At 69.5% G+C, this 19,166-nt stretch carries 16 protein-coding genes; 3 read left to right on the forward strand and 13 right to left on the reverse strand.

Annotated features, from left to right (window positions below):
* Window positions 1-357 precede the first annotated feature (357 nt).
* Complete coding sequence (locus tag OG272_RS39740) at window positions 358-1,476, forward strand: glycerate kinase (protein ID WP_328224776.1); 1,119 nt, start codon at window positions 358-360, stop codon at window positions 1,474-1,476.
* Between the two features lie 26 nt (window positions 1,477-1,502).
* Here OG272_RS39740 and OG272_RS39745 read toward each other — a convergent pair whose 3' ends face one another.
* The 10 genes from OG272_RS39745 to OG272_RS39790 all read right to left on the reverse strand — a co-directional run bounded on the left by OG272_RS39745 (window position 1,503) and on the right by OG272_RS39790 (window position 13,979).
* Window positions 1,503-2,717, reverse strand: coding sequence for an alpha/beta fold hydrolase (locus OG272_RS39745; RefSeq protein ID WP_326574974.1), 1,215 nt, complete (start codon window positions 2,715-2,717; stop codon window positions 1,503-1,505).
* A gap of 205 nt (window positions 2,718-2,922) precedes the next feature.
* A complete protein-coding gene (pssA, locus tag OG272_RS39750; protein WP_326585551.1) occupies window positions 2,923-3,744 on the reverse strand; it encodes a CDP-diacylglycerol--serine O-phosphatidyltransferase in 822 nt (273 codons plus the stop codon).
* 37 nt (window positions 3,745-3,781) lie between these two features.
* Window positions 3,782-4,438 carry a phosphatidylserine decarboxylase gene (locus OG272_RS39755; RefSeq protein ID WP_327727039.1) on the reverse strand — a complete coding sequence of 219 codons (657 nt, stop codon included), beginning with the start codon at window positions 4,436-4,438 and terminating at the stop codon, window positions 3,782-3,784.
* A 180-nt stretch (window positions 4,439-4,618) separates the two neighbouring features.
* A complete protein-coding gene (locus OG272_RS39760; RefSeq protein WP_326574965.1) occupies window positions 4,619-5,824 on the reverse strand; it encodes an acyl-CoA dehydrogenase family protein in 1,206 nt (401 codons plus the stop codon).
* 2 nt (window positions 5,825-5,826) lie between these two features.
* On the reverse strand, window positions 5,827-6,339 hold the full coding sequence (locus OG272_RS39765; protein ID WP_326585550.1) for a MaoC family dehydratase: 513 nt from the start codon (window positions 6,337-6,339) through the stop codon (window positions 5,827-5,829).
* 14 nt (window positions 6,340-6,353) lie between these two features.
* Complete coding sequence (locus OG272_RS39770; RefSeq protein ID WP_405895665.1) at window positions 6,354-7,328, reverse strand: HpcH/HpaI aldolase/citrate lyase family protein; 975 nt, start codon at window positions 7,326-7,328, stop codon at window positions 6,354-6,356.
* Window positions 7,325-9,373 (reverse strand): protein meaA, encoded by a 2,049-nt coding sequence (locus tag OG272_RS39775; protein WP_405895666.1) that lies wholly within the window; start codon window positions 9,371-9,373, stop codon window positions 7,325-7,327. The genes OG272_RS39770 and OG272_RS39775 overlap by 4 nt, the downstream gene beginning before the upstream one ends.
* Window positions 9,374-9,382: 9 nt before the next feature.
* Window positions 9,383-10,720 carry a crotonyl-CoA carboxylase/reductase gene (gene ccrA / locus OG272_RS39780; RefSeq protein WP_326574959.1) on the reverse strand — a complete coding sequence of 446 codons (1,338 nt, stop codon included), beginning with the start codon at window positions 10,718-10,720 and terminating at the stop codon, window positions 9,383-9,385.
* A gap of 423 nt (window positions 10,721-11,143) precedes the next feature.
* Entirely contained in the window at window positions 11,144-11,950 is an 807-nt protein-coding gene (locus tag OG272_RS39785; protein WP_326574957.1) for a TetR family transcriptional regulator, read from the reverse strand.
* Between the two features lie 214 nt (window positions 11,951-12,164).
* The gene (locus OG272_RS39790; RefSeq protein WP_326574955.1) at window positions 12,165-13,979 is read right to left on the reverse strand and encodes a 3-hydroxyacyl-CoA dehydrogenase family protein; all 1,815 of its coding nucleotides are present in this window, start codon (window positions 13,977-13,979) and stop codon (window positions 12,165-12,167) included.
* Between the two features lie 372 nt (window positions 13,980-14,351).
* Between OG272_RS39790 and OG272_RS39795 the strand changes: the two genes are divergently transcribed.
* Window positions 14,352-14,927 (forward strand): adenylosuccinate lyase, encoded by a 576-nt coding sequence (locus OG272_RS39795; RefSeq protein ID WP_328224325.1) that lies wholly within the window; start codon window positions 14,352-14,354, stop codon window positions 14,925-14,927.
* Here OG272_RS39795 and OG272_RS39800 read toward each other — a convergent pair.
* From OG272_RS39800 to OG272_RS39810, 3 genes are all read right to left on the reverse strand, one after another.
* A complete protein-coding gene (locus OG272_RS39800; RefSeq protein WP_328224326.1) occupies window positions 14,924-15,460 on the reverse strand; it encodes a GNAT family N-acetyltransferase in 537 nt (178 codons plus the stop codon). The genes OG272_RS39795 and OG272_RS39800 overlap by 4 nt on opposite strands.
* 72 nt (window positions 15,461-15,532) lie before the next feature.
* Window positions 15,533-17,104, reverse strand: a complete 1,572-nt coding sequence (locus tag OG272_RS39805; RefSeq protein ID WP_327727034.1) for an alpha/beta hydrolase — start codon at window positions 17,102-17,104, stop codon at window positions 15,533-15,535.
* 168 nt (window positions 17,105-17,272) lie between these two features.
* The gene (locus OG272_RS39810) at window positions 17,273-18,316 is read right to left on the reverse strand and encodes an Rv2578c family radical SAM protein (RefSeq protein WP_328224327.1); all 1,044 of its coding nucleotides are present in this window, start codon (window positions 18,314-18,316) and stop codon (window positions 17,273-17,275) included.
* A 209-nt stretch (window positions 18,317-18,525) separates the two neighbouring features.
* Here OG272_RS39810 and OG272_RS39815 point away from each other — a divergent pair, with 209 nt between their 5' ends.
* Window positions 18,526-18,969, forward strand: a complete 444-nt coding sequence (locus OG272_RS39815) for an SRPBCC family protein (RefSeq protein ID WP_326574945.1) — start codon at window positions 18,526-18,528, stop codon at window positions 18,967-18,969.
* The last annotated feature ends 197 nt before the right edge of the window (window positions 18,970-19,166 follow it).

The following is a 19,166-nucleotide window of genomic DNA, read 5'->3' on the forward strand; positions in this document are numbered from 1 at the left end:
CCGGGGGCCGTACGGGCGAGGCCCGCGCGTGGGCCGGAGGTCTCCCGGAGCGCGGGTGCCGCGCCGGAGGGACGCCCCGGACCCGTGTGCGGTGGCGTCCGGGGACTCCCGGCCGGCGGTGTGCGCGAGGGTCCCTCGGCCGCCCACTCGCAGCGCCGACAGGCCGCTCTCGGGGCCGCCGACGCTTGCGCGCGCGGTGTTCGGTGGGCGGGACGGGGCATGACGTACGGGGGGCCGGGCGGTTAGGGTCGCAGCGGCGCGACTGCCTTGACGTGCGCAAGGCTTGATGAGCGAGGGGAACGCAAGGTGGCGAACGCCGCAGTGGACGGGATCGGCACGGACACGGCAACCCCGCGGGTGCTGATCGCCGCGGACAAGTTCAAGGGCACACTGACGGCCGTCCAGGTCGCCGAGCGGGTCACGGCGGGCCTGCGCCGGGTGGTGCCCGACCTGGAGGTCGAGGCGCTGCCGGTCGCCGACGGCGGTGACGGCACGGTGGCCGCGGCGGTCGCGGCCGGTTTCGAACGACGCGAGGTACGAGTCGGCGGGCCGCTCGGTGAGCCCGTCACCGCCGCGTACGCGCTGCGCGACGAGACGGCCGTCGTCGAGATGGCCGAGGCCAGCGGCCTGCAGCGGCTCCCCGCCGGGGTCTTCGCGCCGCTCACGGCCTCCACGTACGGCTCCGGCGAACTGCTGCGCGCCGCGCTCGACGCGGGCGCCCGCACGATCGTGTTCGGCGTCGGCGGCAGCGCCACGACGGACGGCGGCGCGGGCATGCTCGCCGCCCTCGGCGCGCGCTTCCTCGACGCAGCCGGTGAGCCGGTCGGCCCCGGGGGCGGAGGCCTGCGCGACCTGGTCACGGCGGACCTGACGGGCCTCGACGAGAGACTCGCGTCGATCGACTTCGTCCTGGCCAGCGACGTCGACAACCCGCTGACCGGGCCGAAGGGCGCCCCCGCCGTCTACGGGCCGCAGAAGGGCGCGAACCCCGAGGACGTGGCCGCGCTGGACGCGGCCCTGGCCCACTTCGCCGCCGTCCTGGAGAAGACGATCGGGGGACGGGCCGCCGAGCACGCTCTCGCCCCCGGCGCGGGTGCCGCCGGCGGCATCGGCTACGGCGCCCTCATCCTCGGCGCGCGCTTCCGGCCCGGTATCGAGGTCATGCTCGACGTGCTCGGCTTCGCGAAGGCGCTGGAGAAGGCCACCCTCGTCATCACCGGCGAGGGCTCCCTCGACGAGCAGACCCTCCACGGCAAGGCCCCGGCGGGGGTGGCGGCGGCCGCCCGGGCCGCCGGCAAGGAGGTCGTGGCGGTCTGCGGCCGCCTGGCCCTCCGGCCGGAGGCGCTGGGGCGGGCCGGCATCCGCCGGGCCTACCCGCTGACGGACGTCGAGCCGGACGTGGAGCGCTGCATCGCCGATCCGGGCCCGATCCTGGAGCGGGTGGCCGAGCGGATCGCCCGGGACTTCCTCACCTGACCCCTGTGGCAGGGGAAACCTGACCCCTACGGCAGGGGAATCAGGTTGCCGTCCATTTCCCTGAAGTACTTGCCGCTGCGGCGGCCCTCCACCTTGCCGTTCTTGAGCCAGTGCTTCGAGAAGTGGTGGATGGCCTCGGCGGTGGTCTCCCAGGCCAGGGAGTGGCCTGAGCTCTCGAAGCAGAACATCAGCTTCTTCGGTCCCGCGATGGCCGTGTAGAGGGCCGGCACGGAGAAGTTCAGGTTGTCGGGCATCGGGGTCGGGCTGTTGGCCGTCCGGTCGAGTTCTCCGTAGAGGATGAGCACGGGAACGTGATCACCGAGCACGTACGTGCCCTCCCTCTTGTGCGGCACCGTGTGGTTGTTCCAGCCCCACCAGTAGGTGTTCCTGTATCGAAGGACGCCCTCCGGCTCGCCGTTGACCTTGGGGCCCCACTTGCTGCCCTCGTGGTCGTTCTGCATGCAGGCGTCCCACACCAGCTCATCGATGCCGGGCTCCCACAGGGCGGCGGGGCCGGTCAGCGAGGCCTTGAGTGCCCTCTTGCTGGTGACGTGCATCGGGAAACCGAACAGGTTCTCCGGCTTGGACAGGGGCAGCGTCTGGGCCTCGGCCGGACGCCCGAAGGGCTGGTCGGGCTTCTCCGACCACCGCCCCTTCGGCGGGAACATCGGGGCGAGCAGGAAGAGGCTCCTGACGTCGTCGGGGTACTGGAGCGCGTAGGGGCCCATCACGAACGCGGCCGCGGACCAGCCCACGAAGTGGATCGGCTTGTCCGCGTCGGGAAGATTCCTGATGTGGTCGACGACGGTCTTCACCTCTGCCCATTCGCTCTCCGAGTTGCCCAGCTGGAAGGCGTACGGCGGCGGGGGAGTGCACGGTTCCGGAAGGGGGTTCGGGACGAGGACCGGTGCCTGCTGGGCGGGGTTCGCGTTGCACGGCACGTCCATCATCGGGCGCGGCGACCGTCCGGAGCCCTGGAGATCCATGATGAAGACGTCGAAACCGGCTTGCGCCAGTTCCTGTGCCCAGCTGTACCGGTTGGGGTTCTCGCCAGGCACCGGTGCGAGGTCGAAGCCCGGCAGTGCCGGCACGCTTCTCCCGTGCAGCATCAGCACCGTCTCGTGGTCGTGCCCCTGGGTGGGCTTGTACTCCCGGACGGGCAGTTCGACTTCGATGCCCTCGTTCGCCGGGATCTGGGACTCGTGCTTGATCCTGTGCTCGATGAGTTCGTACGTGGACATGCGCGTCTCCTGTGGATAGGAGGGGTGTTAAATGCCGTGAAATCCCCTATATTCCACCGTGCGCCTCTTCCTCACCCCTAGCAACTGGGCCCCGGTACGAGGTAGTTGCCCCGTCAAAGGCCAAGCCCGATGCCCTTGAACGCGAAACAGGTGTGGCCCGAGCCGGGAAGGCTCGGGCCACACCTGTCAGCGGTGGAGCGATGTGTCAGGGCAGCTGCGCGGCACGCGCCTCGCGGCGGTTGTCGCGGAAGTTGTTCACCCGGCGTGCCGTGGCGAACAACGGGATCACCGCGCCCATGACGAGCTGCAGGGCGCAGCCGGTCTGGAGGAGGAGCTGGCCGCCGGGGGCGTCGAAGGCCCAGGCCATCAGCAGCCCCATGGAGAGGACGATCCAGGAGAGCATCGCCACCGCGAGGGGACCCCGCGGCTTCGGGTACTCGACCCGGCTCACCATCAGCCACGCCGTGCCGATGATCGCCAGGAGGGTCGCCACGAAGGGCAGCTCCAGGAGGACGATCGACACGACGGTCAGCGCGCCGAACGGCGACGGCATGCCCTGGAAGGTGCCGTCCTTGACCGTCACGCAGGAGAATCTCGCGAGCCTCAGCACGACGGCCAGCAGTACGACGATCGCGCCCACCGCCGCCACTCGCTGGTGCGCGTCGTCCGCGACCATGCCGTAGACGAGGACGAAGTACGCCGGTGCCAGGCCGAAGCTGATCAGGTCGGAGAGGTTGTCCAGCTCCGCGCCCATCGGCGAGGAGCGGAGCTTGCGCGCCACCAGCCCGTCGAACAGGTCGAAGATCGCCGCGCACAGCATCAGGATCACGGCGGTGGCCGCGCTGTGGCGGGCCATGCCCGTCTCCTGGCTGCCGGTGAGGTGCGGGATCAGAATGCCCGTGGTGGTGAAGTACACCGCCATGAAGCCGCACGTGGCGTTGCCCAGCGTGAGGGTGTCCGCTATCGACAGGCGGAGCGACAGCGGCATCTCCTCCGCGTCGTCCTCCACCTCGTCGACGTCGGGCACCCAGCCGGTCCCCGTCTGGCCGGGCTGGGTCTCCGGATCAGTCACGGTCAATGCGAGTCACCCCAGCCACGGTCTTCTGGCCCACCTCGACGTCGATTTCCACACCCTCGGGCAGGTAGATGTCGACGCGGGAGCCGAAGCGGATCAGCCCGATCCGGTCACCCTGCTCGACCTTGGTGCCCTCGGGGAGGTACGGAACGATGCGGCGAGCCACGGCGCCGGCGATCTGGATCATCTCGATGTCACCGAGTTCGGTGTCGAAGTGCCAGACGACGCGCTCGTTGTTCTCGCTCTCCTTGTTGAACGCCGGCACGAAGCCGCCCGGGATGTGCTCGACCGACGTCACCGTGCCGGAGAGCGGCGCGCGGTTGACGTGGACGTTGAGCGGGCTCATGAAGATCGCGACGCGGGTGCGGCCGTCCTTCCACGGCATGATGCTCTGCACCACTCCGTCGGCGGGCGAGATGACCCGGCCCTGGGCGATCTCACGCTCGGGGTCGCGGAAGAACCACAGCATGCCCGCCGCCAGCGCGGTGGCGGGTACGGCCACGGCCCGAGCGGCACCGGAGCGGCGCGAGCGGGCGAGGCTGAGTGCTGCGGTGGCGACGGTCGGGAGAAGCCACGGCGATGCTCCGCGCGCGAGCCGCACACCGGCAAGGCTGTCGCGTGGTGCAGAGGTTTGGCTGTGGGGCATGGATGACCTTCGTAGCGGATGATGCCGCGCGGTGACTGGGGACGGCGGCTTTCCGGGGATGGTACCGGTCGCAGCCCGCAACTGGGCAAGCCAGGAAGCCGAGTCGACGGCCGAAGAGTGCTGACGGGGTGTGATCTTCTTCTCGAAGAAAACACCCCGAACCGGACAACCGACCCCGGACTAGCCTTGGAATCGATACTCTTCGAGCAGCCGACGACCGATGATCATTTTCTGGATTTCGGCGGTACCTTCACCGATCAACAGCATCGGTGCCTCTCGGTAGAGACGCTCGATCTCGTACTCCTTCGAGAAGCCGTAACCGCCGTGGATCCGGAAAGCGTCCTCGACGACCTCTTTGCAGTATTCGGAGGCGAGGTACTTCGCCATCCCGGCTTCGAGGTCGTTTCGTTGGCCCGAGTCCTTTTTGCGTGCTGCGTTCACCATCATCGCATGCGCGGCCTCGACCTTGGTAGCCATCTCGGCCAGCTTGAACTGGATCGCCTGGTGCTGGGCGATCTGCTTGCCGAACGTGTGGCGCTGCTGGGCGTACCGGACACCCAGTTCGAACGCACGCTGAGCGACGCCGCAGCCACGTGCGGCCACATTCACCCGGCCCACCTCGACGCCGTCCATCATTTGGTAAAACCCTCGGCCGGTGGTGCCGCCGAGCACACGATTGGCCGGAATGCGCAGGCCGTCCATGATGAGCTCGGTCGTGTCGACCCCCTTGTAGCCCATCTTGTCGATCTTCCCGGGAATGGTGAGGCCGGGGAGGACCTCTCCGAAGCCGGGCTCCTTCTCGATCAAGAAGGTGGTCATCGACTTGTGGGGGGCCGTGCCCTCGGGGTGTCCTTCGTCACTTCGGACGAGGACGGCGACGAGTGTTGACGTTCCACCGTTCGTCAGCCACATCTTCTGACCGTTCAGGACGTACTCGTCGCCGTCCTTGACCGCCTTGGAGGTGATCGCCGACACATCGGACCCGAGCGCCGGCTCCGACATCGAGAAGGCGCCCCGGACGTCACCGGCCGCCATCCTCGGCAGGAAGTGGTCCTTCTGCTCCTGCGTGCCGTGCTGCTTCAGCATGTACGCCACGATGAAGTGCGTGTTGATGATCCCGGAGACGGACATCCAGCCCCGGGCGATCTCCTCCACGCACAGCGCGTACGTGAGAAGGGACTCGCCCAGACCGCCGTACTCCTCGGGGATCATCAGGCCGAACAGGCCCAGCTCCTTGAGCCCGTCGACGATCGCTTGCGGGTACTCGTCGCGGTGCTCCAGCTCGGTCGCGACCGGGATGATCTCCTTGTCCACGAAGTCGCGGACGGTGGACAGGATCTCCTGCTGAACGTCCGTGAGGCCGTGGGTCTGGGCGAGTCGTGCCATGGCTACTTCTCCTGCTCCCTGAGCTCGGGGCGGCCCGGCTGCTCGCCGCCGCGCTCCTTGATGTACGTCTCGGTCGGCACCAGGACCTTGCGGCGGAACACGCACACCAGCGTGCCGTCCTGCTTGTAGCCCTTGGTCTCGACGTGGACGATGCCGCGGTCGTTCTTCGACTTCGACGGCCACTTGTCGAGCACGGTCGTCTCGCCGTAGAGCGTGTCGCCGTGGAAGGTCGGCGCCACGTGCTTCAGCGACTCGATCTCCAGGTTGGCGATCGCCTTGCCGGAGACGTCCGGCACGGACATGCCCAGCAGCAGCGAGTAGATGTAGTTGCCGACCACGACGTTCTTGCCGAAGTCGGTCGTCTTCTCGGCGTAGTTCGCGTCCATGTGGAGCGGGTGGTGGTTCATGGTGAGAAGACAGAAGAGATGGTCGTCGTACTCCGTGACCGTCTTCCCGGGCCAGTGCTTGTACACCGCCCCGACCTCGAACTCCTCGTAGGTGCGCCCGAACTGCATGCTCACGGCTCTTTCTAGTCGGTGGGGATCTCGAACTTGCTGGTGCGCTGCATGCCGGCGGCACGCCCCTTGCCGGAGATGACCAGGGCCATCTTGCGGCTGGCCTCGTCGATCATCTCGTCGCCGAGCATCGCCGAGCCCTTCTTGCCGCCCGCCTCGGAGGTGCAGTAGTCGTACGCGTCCAGGATCAGCTCGGCGTGGTCGAAGTCTTCCTGCGAGGGCGAGAAGATCTCGTTCGACGCCTCGACCTGGCCCGGGTGCAGCACCCACTTGCCGTCGAAGCCCAGCGCGGCGGCGCGCTGGGCGACCTCGCGGTAGCCGTCCACGTTGCGGATCTGCAGGTAGGGGCCGTCGATCGCCTGGAGGTTGTTGGCGCGGGCGGCCATCAGGATCTTCATCAGGATGTAGTGGTAGGCGTCCGCCGGGTAGCCGGGCGGCTGCTCGCCCACGACCAGCGACTTCATGTTGATCGACGCCATGAAGTCGGCCGGGCCGAAGATGATCGTCTCGACCCGCTGGGACGCCGTCGCGATCTCGTTGACGTTGTTCAGGCCCTGCGCGTTCTCGATCTGCGCCTCGATGCCGATCTTGCCGACCTCGAAGCCCATCGTCTTCTCGATCTGCGTCAGCAGGAGGTCGAGGGCGACGACCTGCTGGGCGGTCTGCACCTTCGGCAGCATGATGCAGTCGAGGTTCTGGCCCGCGCCCTCGACGACCGTCACGACATCGCGGTACGTCCACTCCGTCGTCCAGTCGTTGACGCGCACGACCCGCGTCTTGCCGGTCCAGTCGCCCTCGTTGAGGAACTTGACGATGGTGTGCCGCGCCTCGGGCTTGGCGAGGGGGGCGCAGGCGTCCTCCAGGTCGAGGAAGACCTGGTCCGCCGGGAGGTCCTGGGCCTTCTCCAGGAAGCGGGGGTTGCTTCCCGGCACCGCGAGGCAGGAGCGCCGCGGACGAAGACGGTTCACCTGAGGAACAGGGCTGGTCATGCGGGGACCTCCAGGGGGTCGAGCTTGTTCGCTTTGCGGATCTCGTCGACGATACGGCCGATGATCCCGGTGATGTCGAAGTCCTTCGGGGTGAACACGGCGGCCACTCCGGCGGCCCTGAGCTGTGCGGCGTCCGCGTTCGGGATGATCCCGCCGGCGATCACCGGGATGTCGTGGGCGCCCGCCTCGCGCAGCCGTTCCAGCACGTCCGGGACGAGCTGGGCGTGCGAGCCGGAGAGGATGGACAGTCCGACCGCGTGCACGTCCTCGGCGAGGGCCGCGTCCACGATCTGCTCCGGGGTGAGCCGGATGCCCTGGTAGACCACCTCGAAGCCCGCGTCACGGGCCCGCACGGCGATCTGCTCGGCCCCGTTGGAGTGCCCGTCCAGGCCGGGCTTGCCGACCAGGAAGCGGAGCTTGCCGACGTTCAGGTCCTTGGCCGTCAGGTCCACCTTGCGGCGGACCCCCGACATGGCCGAGCCCTCCTCGGCGGAGACGGCCACCGGTGCCGACGACACACCGGTGGGGGCCCGGAACTCACCGAACACCTCACGGAGGGCCCCGGCCCACTCGCCGGTCGTGACCCCGGCGCGGGCGCACTCCAGGGTGGCCTCCATGAGGTTGTCGGTGCCCTTCGCGGCCTCCTTCAGCCGCTCCAGCGCCTTGCACGGGCGCGGGTGGTTGAAGGGCGGCTGGTAACGGGTGTCGCGCCAGTTCCGCAGCGACTTGGTCACCCGTGCCTCGACCGCCGGGTCGACCGTCTGGATCGCCGCGTCCAGGTCGGCGGTCAGCGGGTTCGGCTCGGTCGACTCGTAGATGTTGACGCCGACGATCTTCTCCTCGCCCGACTCGATCCGGGCCCGGCGCTCGGCGTGCGAGGAGACCAGCTGCGACTTGAGGTAGCCGGACTCGACGGCGGCCATCGCGCCGCCCATCTCCTGGATCCGCTCGATCTCGGCGAAGGACTCCTCGACCAGCTTGGCCACCTTCGCCTCGATGACGTGCGAGCCCTCGAAGATGTCCTCGTACTCCAGCAGATCGCTCTCGTGCGCCAACACCTGCTGGATCCGCAGCGACCACTGCTGGTCCCACGGCCGGGGGAGACCGAGGGCCTCGTTCCAGGCCGGCAGCTGCACGGCTCGCGCCCGCGCGTCCTTGGAGAGCGTCACGGCCAGCATCTCCAGCACGATCCGCTGGACGTTGTTCTCCGGCTGCGCCTCGGTCAGACCGAGGGAGTTGACCTGGACGCCGTACCGGAAACGCCGCTGCTTGGGGTTCTCGATGCCGTACCGCTCGCGGGTGATCCGGTCCCAGATACGGCCGAACGCCCGCATCTTGCACATCTCCTCGACGAAGCGGACGCCCGCGTTCACGAAGAAGGAGATACGGGCGACGACATCGCCCATGCGTTCCTGCGGCACCTGACCGGAGTCCCGCACGGCGTCCAGCACCGCGATCGCCGTGGACATCGCGTACGCGATCTCCTGCACCGGCGTGGCGCCCGCCTCCTGCAGGTGGTAGCTGCAGATGTTGATCGGGTTCCACTTCGGCATGTGGGAGACCGTGTACGCGATCATGTCCGTCGTCAGCCGGAGCGAGGGCACCGGCGGGAACACATGGGTGCCCCGCGACAGGTACTCCTTGACGATGTCGTTCTGGGTCGTGCCCTGGAGCTGGGTGATGTCCGCGCCCTGCTCCTCGGCGACGACCTGATAGAGCGCCAGCAGCCACATGGCGGTGGCGTTGATGGTCATCGAGGTGTTCATCTGCTCCAGGGGGATGTCCTGGAACAGCCTGCGCATGTCACCGAGATGGGCCACCGGGACGCCGACCCGGCCGACCTCGCCGCGGGCGAGGATGTGGTCGGAGTCGTAGCCGGTCTGGGTCGGCAGGTCGAACGCGACCGACAGACCCGTCTGCCCCTTGGCGAGGTTGCGCCGGTACAACTCGTTGGACGCCTCTGCCGTGGAGTGACCGGCGTACGTCCGCATGAGCCACGGCCGGTCCTTCGGTTGCCTGCCTTCGGCGGGCTGACGCTCACTCATGTGCGGACCTCAGATGTTCCGGAAGCGGTTGATGGCGTCGATGTGCTGAGCGCGCTTCTCGTGGTCGCGCACGCCGAGGCCTTCCTCGGGGGCCAGCGCGAGGACGCCGACCTTGCCCTGGTGGAGGTTGCGGTGCACGTCGTACGCGGCCTGGCCGGTCTCCTCCAGGGAGTAGACCTTCGACAGCGTCGGGTGGATCTTGCCCTTGGCGATGAGGCGGTTGGCCTCCCAGGCCTCGCGGTAGTTCGCGAAGTGGGAGCCGATGATCCGCTTCAGCGACATCCACAGGTAGCGGTTGTCGTACTCGTGGTTGTAGCCCGAGGTCGAGGCGCAGGTGACGATCGTGCCGCCCTTGCGGGTGACGTAGACCGAGGCGCCGAAGGTCTCGCGGCCCGGGTGCTCGAAGACGATGTCGACGTCCTCGCCGCCGGTCAGCTCACGGATGCGCTTGCCGAAGCGCTTCCACTCCTTCGGGTCCTGGTGGTGCTCGTCCTTCCAGAACTTGTAGTCCTCGGCGGTGCGGTCGATGATCGCCTCGGCGCCCATGGCCCGGCAGATGTCGGCCTTCTGCTCGCTGGAGACGACACAGATCGGGTTGGCGCCGCCGGCGAGGGCGAACTGGGTGGCGTAGCTGCCGAGGCCGCCGCTGGCGCCCCAGATCAGCACGTTGTCGCCCTGCTTCATGCCGGCGCCGTTGCGGGAGACCAGTTGCCGGTACGCGGTGGAGTTCACCAGACCCGGGGCGGCGGCCTCCTCCCAGCTGAGGTGGTCCGGCTTCGGCATGAGCTGGTTGGACTTGACGAGCGCGATCTCGGCGAGGCCGCCGAAGTTGGTCTCGAAGCCCCAGATCCGCTGCTCGGGGTCGAGCATCGTGTCGTTGTGGCCGTCGGACGACTCCAGCTCGACGGAGAGGCAGTGCGCGACCACCTCGTCGCCGGGCCGCCAGGCGTTGACGCCGGGGCCGGTGCGCAGGACGACGCCCGCGAGGTCGGAGCCGATGATGTGGTACGGCAGGTCGTGGCGCTTGGTCAGCTCGGAGAGCTTTCCGTAGCGCTCCAGGAAGCCGAAGGTGGAAAGCGGCTCGAAGATCGAGGTCCACACGGAGTTGTAGTTGACCGAGGACGCCATGACGGCGACCAGGGCCTCGCCCGGGCCGAGCTCCGGGACCGGGACCTCGTCCAGGTGGATCGACTTGCGGGGGTCCTTGTCCCGGGTGGTGAGCCCCGCGAACATCTCCGTCTCGTCCTTGTGCACGGTGATCGCGCGGTACGACTCGGGGAGCGGCAGGGCGGCGAAGTCGGCCGACGTGGAGTCGGGCGACTGGATCGCGTCGAGGATTTCCTTCACGGTGGTGCCTCCGGCGACGAGCGTCCTGAGGGAGGGACGCTGCTGAGGGTTACGTCGGGTGCTGAGCTGGGTGACTGATGCCGTCGGTTCGGCGGAGGTGGTGCTACGGCGGCGCTTTGTGGCGCGGAAGGGTGCCTGTGACGCAGGCGTCCGGGCGCGCAGACCGTGGTTTGCGGGGACAGCCGACGTACGAGAGTTCTCTGCACGCCGGCCGCCCGGACTCCTTCAACGTATGGCACGCCGTGTCACCCCGCAAGGCACCGAGTGCCAGAAAGTTCGCTCAGGTGAAATCTTTACGTAACACCTGAGCGATGATCGATCAGGCGGGGGTCCAAAAGGGCCTCTGACATGCCAAAACGGCCACCCGGTGGGGTGGCCGTTCTCACAGTTACCGATGAGTAAAGGGTGGTTTCAACCGGGGTTTCAGCGGTCCCGGAGCGCCTCTTCGATCGTCCGCATGACCTCGTCGAGGGGCGCGTCGGTGCGGGCGACGGTCACCAGGACCTCGCCGTGGGTGGAGGCCGTCGCGGCGGCCGCCTCGGGTGCCAGGGTGCGGCCCGCGCCGGTGCTGGTGCCGAACGTCTTGCGGACGATGGCGAAGGCGTGGTCGAGCTGCGTCTCGACGTCGCCCTGCCCGCCGGACCGGAGCCACCGCCGCAGCACGTGGTTGTGCGCGGTGACGACCGCCGACGCGGCCACCTCGGCGAGCAGCGGGTCGTCGTTGCCGTCGTCGTGGGCGTGCTCGTCGAAGTGGCCCAGCAGATAGCGGGTGAAGAGGCGCTCGTAGCGGGCCACGGAGGCGATCTCCGCCTCCCGGAGGGTGGGGACCTCACGGGTCAGCTTGTAGCGGGCGACCGAGATCTCCGGCCGGGCCGCGTACATCTTCATGACTTCCTTGATGCCGCGGCACACCGTGTCGAGCGGGTGCTCGTGCTGGGGTGCCGCGTTGAGCACCGCCTCGGCGCGGATCAGGGTGTCGTCGTGGTCCGGGAAGATCGCCTCTTCCTTGGAGCGGAAGTGGCGGAAGAAGGTGCGCCGGGCGACCCCGGCCGCCGCCGCGATCTCGTCGACGGTGGTCGCCTCGTACCCCTTGGTCGAGAACAGCTCCATGGCCGCGGCCGCCAGTTCCCGGCGCATCTTGAGGCGTTGGGCGGCGGCACGACTGCCCGCGGCGCTCTCCGGAGCGTCGGGCGCAGCTGGTGTACGTGAGGATTTGGCGGGCTGGGACATGCCCCGAACGTACTGCATTCGTGCAGGAGAGTGCGCGTGTCCGGCCATCCCCCCGCCCTGCTCGGACGGGGGAGTGGCCAGGTGGGCGAGCGGGGAGGCGGCGGAGCGCCCCGGTGGCGGACGGGTGCCGGAGCCGAGCAGGCCGCCCCAGTCCGTGTCCGCCGTCGGGTGGCCGTTCCGGTCCCTGTCCGCTCCGCCCGCGTCGCCCGCCCGCTCAGCGCTTGGCATATTCGCGGAAGCCGCGGCCCGTCTTGCGGCCGAGGCAGCCCGCGGCCACCAGGTGCTCCAGCAGTGGCGCCGGGGCCAGCCCCGGGTCGCGGAACTCGCGGTGCAGGACCTTCTCGATGGCCAGTGAGACGTCCAGTCCGACCACGTCCAGCAGTTCGAACGGACCCATCGGGTAGCCGCCGCCCAGCTTCATGGCCGCGTCGATGTCGTCCAGCGTCGCGTAGTGCTCCTGGACCATCTTGATCGCGTTGTTCAGGTACGGGAACAGCAGCGCGTTCACGATGAAGCCCGCGCGGTCGCCGCAGTCCACCGGGTGCTTGCGGACCTTCGCGCACAGTTCGCGGACGGTGGCGTGGACGTCGTCGGCGGTCAGGACCGTGCGGACCACCTCGACCAGCTTCATCGCCGGCGCCGGGTTGAAGAAGTGCATGCCGATCACGTCCTGCGGGCGCGAGGTGGCGCGGGCGCAGGCGACGACGGGCAGCGAGGAGGTGGTGGTGGCGAGGATCGCGCCCGGCTTGCAGACCTTGTCGAAGGTCGCGAACAGCTGCCGCTTGACCTCCAGGTCCTCGGCCACGGCCTCCAGTGCCAGATCGACGTCGGCGAACGCGTCGTACGAGCCCGCCGGGGTGATCCGGTCCAGCGTCTCGGCGGCGGCCTCGACGGTCATCCGGCCCTTGTCGACGGAGCGCGCGAGCGACTTGCCGATGCGGGCCTTCGCGGCCTGCGCCTTCTCCTCGCTGCGGGCGGCCAGCACGACCTCGTACCCGGCCTTCGCGAACACCTCGGCGATCCCGGACGCCATGGTCCCGGAACCGGCGACACCCACCGAGCGGACGGTGCGGCCGGGGACCGTGGCGGCCCCCTCCAGCGGCGTCAGCGCGTCCCGGACGACGGTGGCGGAGCCGGGGGCCTCGTAGGAGTAGAAGCCACGCCCCGACTTGCGGCCGGTCAGGCCCGCCTCGCTGAGCTGCCTGAGGATCGGCGCCGGCGCGTGCAGCCGGTCGTGCGAGGCCGCGTACATGGCCTCCAGGACGGTGCGCGCGGTGTCGACGCCGATCAGGTCGAGCAGCGCCAGCGGCCCCATCGGCAGCCCGCAGCCGAGCCGCATCGCCGCGTCGATGTCCTCACGGGAGGCGTACTTGGCCTCGTACATCGCGGCGGCCTGGTTGAGGTAGCCGAACAGCAGCCCGTCGGCGACGAAACCGGGCCGGTCGCCGACCGCGACGGGCTCCTTGCCCAGGTCGAGGGCGAGATCCGTGACCGCGGCGACGGCCTGGGGCGCGGTCAGCACCGAGGAGACGATCTCGACCAGCTTCATCGCGGGCGCCGGGTTGAAGAAGTGCAGCCCGAGCACCCGCTCCGGACGCGCCGACTCGGCGGCCAGCCGGGTCACCGACAGGGCGTTGGTGCCGGTGGCGAGGACGGCCTCCGGACGCACGATCGCGTCCAGCTCGCGGAAGAGCTGCTGCTTGATCTCGTACGACTCCGGAACCACCTCGATCACCAGATCGGCGTCGGCCGCGGCCTGCAGGTCGGTGAAGGTGCGGAAGCGGGCGAGGACGTCGCCGCGCTCCCGCTCGGTGATCCGCCCACGGGACACGGCACGTTCGGTCGCGGCCTCCAGCGCGGCGACGGCACGGGCGCCGGCCGCCTCGCTGATGTCGATGCCGACGACCTCGCGGCCGGCCCGGGCCAGCACCTCGGCGATACCGGTGCCCATGGTGCCGAGGCCGACCACGGCGATCGTCTTGAACGGGGGCTGCGGGGACAGTGACGAGTCGGAAAGGGGAGTGGCCATCGCGGGACTCCAGACGAGGGTGACGACTGAGGGAAGCGCTGCGGGTACGCGAAGAGCGCGCGAACAGCGCGTGAGATGCGGGTGTTGGTGGTGCCGGGCTGATGAACGCACACGCCCGGTGCCGTCTCCGCGGGGCGTGCACACGCCCGGGGGAACGGCTGAACCGACCGGCCCTGTCCCGAGGCCGAGCCGTACTGGTACTCCAGGTACCGAACCGACTGTGCTCACAACGGCTGCGTCACCAAACCGTCGCGAGCGAACGCGAGTGGGTATCTCGCTCGTCTGAGCTTAACTGGTGGGTAACGAGCGCGCCAGCCCTCGTGTTTGTGATGTACGTCCCCCAAGTGTGTCCGCGCCCGTACGCTCGGTGGCATGGACGAGGAGTTGCGATCACTCACGGAGCGTGTGCGGAACGAGTCGGGGGGCGCGGCGGGATACGAGCGGCTCGTCGCGACCGCGTCCACCGATGAGCTTGCGGCCGTTCTGACCGAGCCGGGGCAGCCGTTGTGGGCGCGGGAGTTGGCGGCGTTCCGGTTGGGTGTCGCGGGCGACAGCCGGGCGTTCGAGTCACTCGTCCTGCTGCTCAACCACCGGGATCCGCCGCGGTGCGCCTCCGCGGCATACGCGCTGGCCCGGCTCGGGGACCCCCGCACCGCGCGCGCGGCGGCCGCCCTCGCGACCAACGAACTCCGCGTCGCCTACGCCCTGCACCCCGTACGCCTGCTCGTCGAGCTCCGTGCCCCCGAGTCCGTCCCGGCGCTGATCACCACACTCCAGCGCCGTCTGCGACCGCACGATCCCTACCGCCGGGTGGCGCTCGCCTGCGTGGAGGGACTGGGGGTTCTCAAGGACGCCCGGGCCAGGACGGTACTGAACGAGGCCCTGGCGCATCCGGCACTCGCGGAGGCGGCGGTGCACGCGCTGGCGCGCATCCCCAGGCAGCGTTAGCGGCCGAGTTCCCTCACGTAGCGAACCTCGGGCACCTCGACCCCGTGCGCCTCGAAGGGCTCCTCGGCGCCGTCCGCGGTGAAGCCGTGGTGTTCGTAGAAGCGGCGGGCCCGGGTGTTCCCCTTCAGCACCCACAGGAGCATGCGGCCGTGGCCGGCGGCCGCGCAGCGCTCGGCGGATGCCCTCAGCAGCGCGGTGCCGACTCCGGTGCCGAAGTGGCCCGGTCGAATGTAGATCGCGTACAGCTCGGCGTCCGCGGTGCGGACTTCGCCGTCGCGGTAGGGGCCGTACGCCGCCCAGCCGATCACCTGGCCGGCCCGCTCGGCGATCACGTTGACCACGGGGTTGTCGGCCTTCGAGAGCATCACGCGGCGCTTCTCGGCGTCCTCGTCCACGTCCATCGCGTCGAGGTACGACCGCGGTACGAGCCCCGCGTACGCCGTCCGCCAGCCGCCCACGCGGATCTCGGCGACGGGGCGGCAGTCGGCGGGGGTCATCTCGCGTATGAGGAGGTCATGGAGGGCGTGGCTCATGGCGGCACCCTAGAGGGGACGGCGGGGCCGGGGCCGCGAATTTCGCGCCCCGGCCCCGCCGTCGGGTCGTGCTCAGCCGCGGAAGCCCAGCAGGCCGTGCAGCGTCGAGCCTCGGGACGAGGCCGACGCGCCCTTGGTGCTCAGGGGCCTCGGGTCGGGGTTCTTCTCGCAGACGGCGTCGGCCTCGCCGTGGCCGCGCGGCACCGTGCCGTCGGTCAGATACGCCGCCAGCCGCTTGTCCAGGCAGGCGTTGCCGCTCAGCGTGATGCCGTGGTTCCCGCCGCCCTGCTCGACGACCAGGCTGGAGCCGCGCAGCAGATGGTGGGTGACGACCCCGCCCTCGTACGGGGTGGCCGCGTCGTCCGTCGCCTGGAAGATCAGGACCGGCGGCAGCGCGGTGTTGGAGACGTCCACGGGGTCCAGGGACTTGGTGGGCCAGAACGCGCACGGTGCGTTGTACCAGGCGTTGTTCCAGGTCATGAACGGCGCCTTCTCGTACACCGCCCAGTTGTCGTCGCGCCACTCCGCCCAGTCGCGCGGCCAGCCCGCGTCACGGCACTGCACCGAGGTGTAGACGCTGTAGCCGTTGTCGCCGGCCGCGTCGACGGCGCCGAAGTTCTCGTACGCCTCGACCAGCGGGTCGTCGTTCTTCTTGTTCACGAAGGCGGCGAACGCCTCGGCGAGATAGGGCCAGTAGCCGTTGTAGTAGCCGCCGGGCAAGAAGGTGTCCTCCAGCTCGGAGGCGCCGACCTTGCCGTCCGCGGGCCTCTTGGCCAGCGCCGACCGCATCACGTACCACTTGGCCTCGATCTTCTCCGGATCGGTGCCGAGCCTGTACGTCTTGTCGTTCTTCGCGATCCAGGCCATCAGCGCCCGGTGGCGGTCGTTGAACGCCTGGTCCTGCTGGAGGTTGTCGTCGTACCAGACCCCGGTGGGATCGACGACGGAGTCCAGCACCGCGCGTCGTACCCGGTTCGGGAAGAGCTTGGCGTACACGGCGCCCAGATAGGTGCCGTACGAGTATCCGAAGTAGTTGATCTTCTTGGCGCCGAGGGCCCTGCGGAGGGCGTCCATGTCCTTGACCGCGCTGATCGTGTCGATGTACGGCAGCACGCTCGCGTACTTCTTGGCGCAGGCGTCGGCGAAGGCCTGGGCGCGCTTGAGGTTGGCCTGCTCGATCTTCGCGGTGGTCGGCAGGGAGTTGGGGCGTACCGGCGCGAAATGGCCCGGCCTGCAGTTCAGCGCGGGCTTGCTCTTGCCCACTCCGCGCGGGTCGAAGCCGATGACGTCGTACTGCGCCGCCACCTTCTTCGGCAGCGAGGACGCGACGTATCCGGCCAGGGTGAGGCCGCTGCCGCCGGGCCCGCCGGGGTTGACCAGCAGGGGGCCCTGGTACTTCTTCGCGGTGTGCGGGACGCGGGAGAGGGCGAGAGTGATCTTCTTGCCGTTCGGCTCGCGGTGGTCCAGCGGCACCTTCAGGGACGCGCACTGGAGCGTCGCGTAGTCGCCGGTGGCGCACTTCTTCCAGGCGAGCTTCGCCACCGGGGCGGCGGCGGAACCGCCGCTCGCGCCGGCCGGGACCGCCGTGACCATTCCGGCCAACACGGCGGCGGTACCGCACAGAGCAGCTGCGCGTTTCTTCATCGTCAGGCCTCCCAGGACGGAGGATTTCGAGCCGTGCACGCCACGGCCTTCGTCGCATCGTCCCGGAGCGCGCCCTCGGAGGAACTCGTTCTCCCCGGACTTGACCCCATCGGGGCGGGAGAAGCGCCCGGATGCCCCGAGAAGGGGCAGAGAAGGGGCAGAGGAGAGTCAGAGGAGGGTCAGCTGTGTCGGCGCCGTGTCCCGGGCCGTCTCCGGCGCGGTCGGCTCGCGCACCGGTGTCCGTCGCGGCAGCTCCGCGCGCCGGGGACCCATGCCGTACTCCTGGGCCAGTTCGTGGACCTGACGGGTGATCTGCCGCTGATACCACTTGGGGGCGTAGGCGCCCTCCGCGTACAGCAGCTCGTAACGCCGTACGAGATGGGGGTGGTGGCGCTCCAGCCAGGCCGTGTACCACTCGCGCGCTCCGGGCCGCAGATGCAGCACCAGCGGGGTCACGGAGGTGGCGCCGGAGGCCGCGACGGCCCGTACGGTCGCGCGCAGCCGGTCGGGGTGGTCGCTGAGGAAGGGGAGCACGGGGGCCATCAGCACCCCGCAGCCGATGCCGAGGTCGGTGAAGGCGCGTACGACGTCGAGCCGGCGTTCCGGGGCGGGCGTGCCCGGCTCGACCGTGCGCCACAGCTCGTGGTCGGTGAAGCCGACGGAGACCGAGATGCCGACCTCCGCCACCTCGGCCGCCTGCCGGATCAGGTCCAGGTCGCGCAGGATCAGCGTGCCCTTGGTCAGGATCGAGAAGGGGTTCGCGTGGTCGCGCAGGGCCGCGATGATGCCCGGCATCAGGCGGTAGCGGCCCTCCGCGCGCTGGTAGCAGTCCACGTTGGTGCCCATCGCGATGTGCTCGCCGTGCCAGCGCGGCGAGGCGAGCCGGCGGCGTACCAGCTCCGGCGCGTTGATCTTCACCACGATCTGTGAGTCGAAGTCCAGGCCCGTGTCGAGGTCCAGATAGCTGTGGGTCTTGCGGGCGAAGCAGTAGACGCACGCGTGCGAGCAGCCCCGGTAGGGGTTCACCGTCCACTCGAAGGGCATCCGGGAGGCTCCCGGCACCCGGTTCACGATCGATTTCGCCCGGACCTCGTGGAAGGTCATGCCGCGGAACTCCGGAGTGTCGAAGGTGCGGCTCGTCACCAGGTCCGCGCCGAACAGCGCGGCGTCCCGGGCCGTGGCGGGGTTCTCGGCCAGATGGTCCCAGCGCATGGACGCCTCCTCGGTTGCTCTGAGCCCAGAATAGAACACATGTTCCCTTGATCGTGCGAACTGGTTTTCGAACATCGTGTGGAGGTCTCGTCGGGGGCCCTCCGGGCAGGCCGCCGCGGGCCCTTCGGGCACCCCGATTTGGGCCGTCCGGCCGGGGGGTGGTTGGCTTTCCGCACATCCCCGAGTTACCAAGTGCTGGAGGAAGTGCAATGGCGCAGGTCGAGGCCACCACCGAACGAGTCGTCGCGGCGGACGCGGAGACGGTGTTCGACACCCTGGCCGACTACAGCGGCACGCGCGGGAAGCTGATGCCGCAGCACTTCAGCGAGTACGAGGTGCGCGAGGGCGGCGACGGCGAGGGCACCCTCGTCCACTGGAAGCTCCAGGCCACCAGCAAGCGCGTCCGCGACTGCCTCCTGGAGGTCACCGAGCCCTCGGACGGCGAGCTCGTCGAGAAGGACCGCAACTCCTCCATGGTCACCGTCTGGCGGGTCACCCCGGCCGGCGAGGGCAGCTCCCGCGTCGTCGTCACCACCACCTGGCAGGGCGCCGGCGGTATCGGCGGCTTCTTCGAGAAGACCTTCGCCCCCAAGGGGCTCGGCCGCATCTACGACGCCCTGCTCGCCAACCTCGCCACCGAGGTGGAGAAGTAGCGCCCGGGCCGGGAGTGGCGTCGCCGACGGTGCCCGGACCAACGGGCGGATCAACGGGCGGACCCCCGGGGAGCGTTGCCGCCCTCACCGGTTCGAGTGGATCTCCCTGACGCTCCCCGGAATGCCGTAACTCGCCGCACTTGCCGACAGTTGCCGCTTAACGCGGGAATTGTGCGGTAAGTGCGACGAGGGAGCGG

The organism is Streptomyces sp. NBC_00104 (genome assembly GCF_045160825.1).
Lineage (GTDB): Bacteria > Actinomycetota > Actinomycetes > Streptomycetales > Streptomycetaceae > Streptomyces.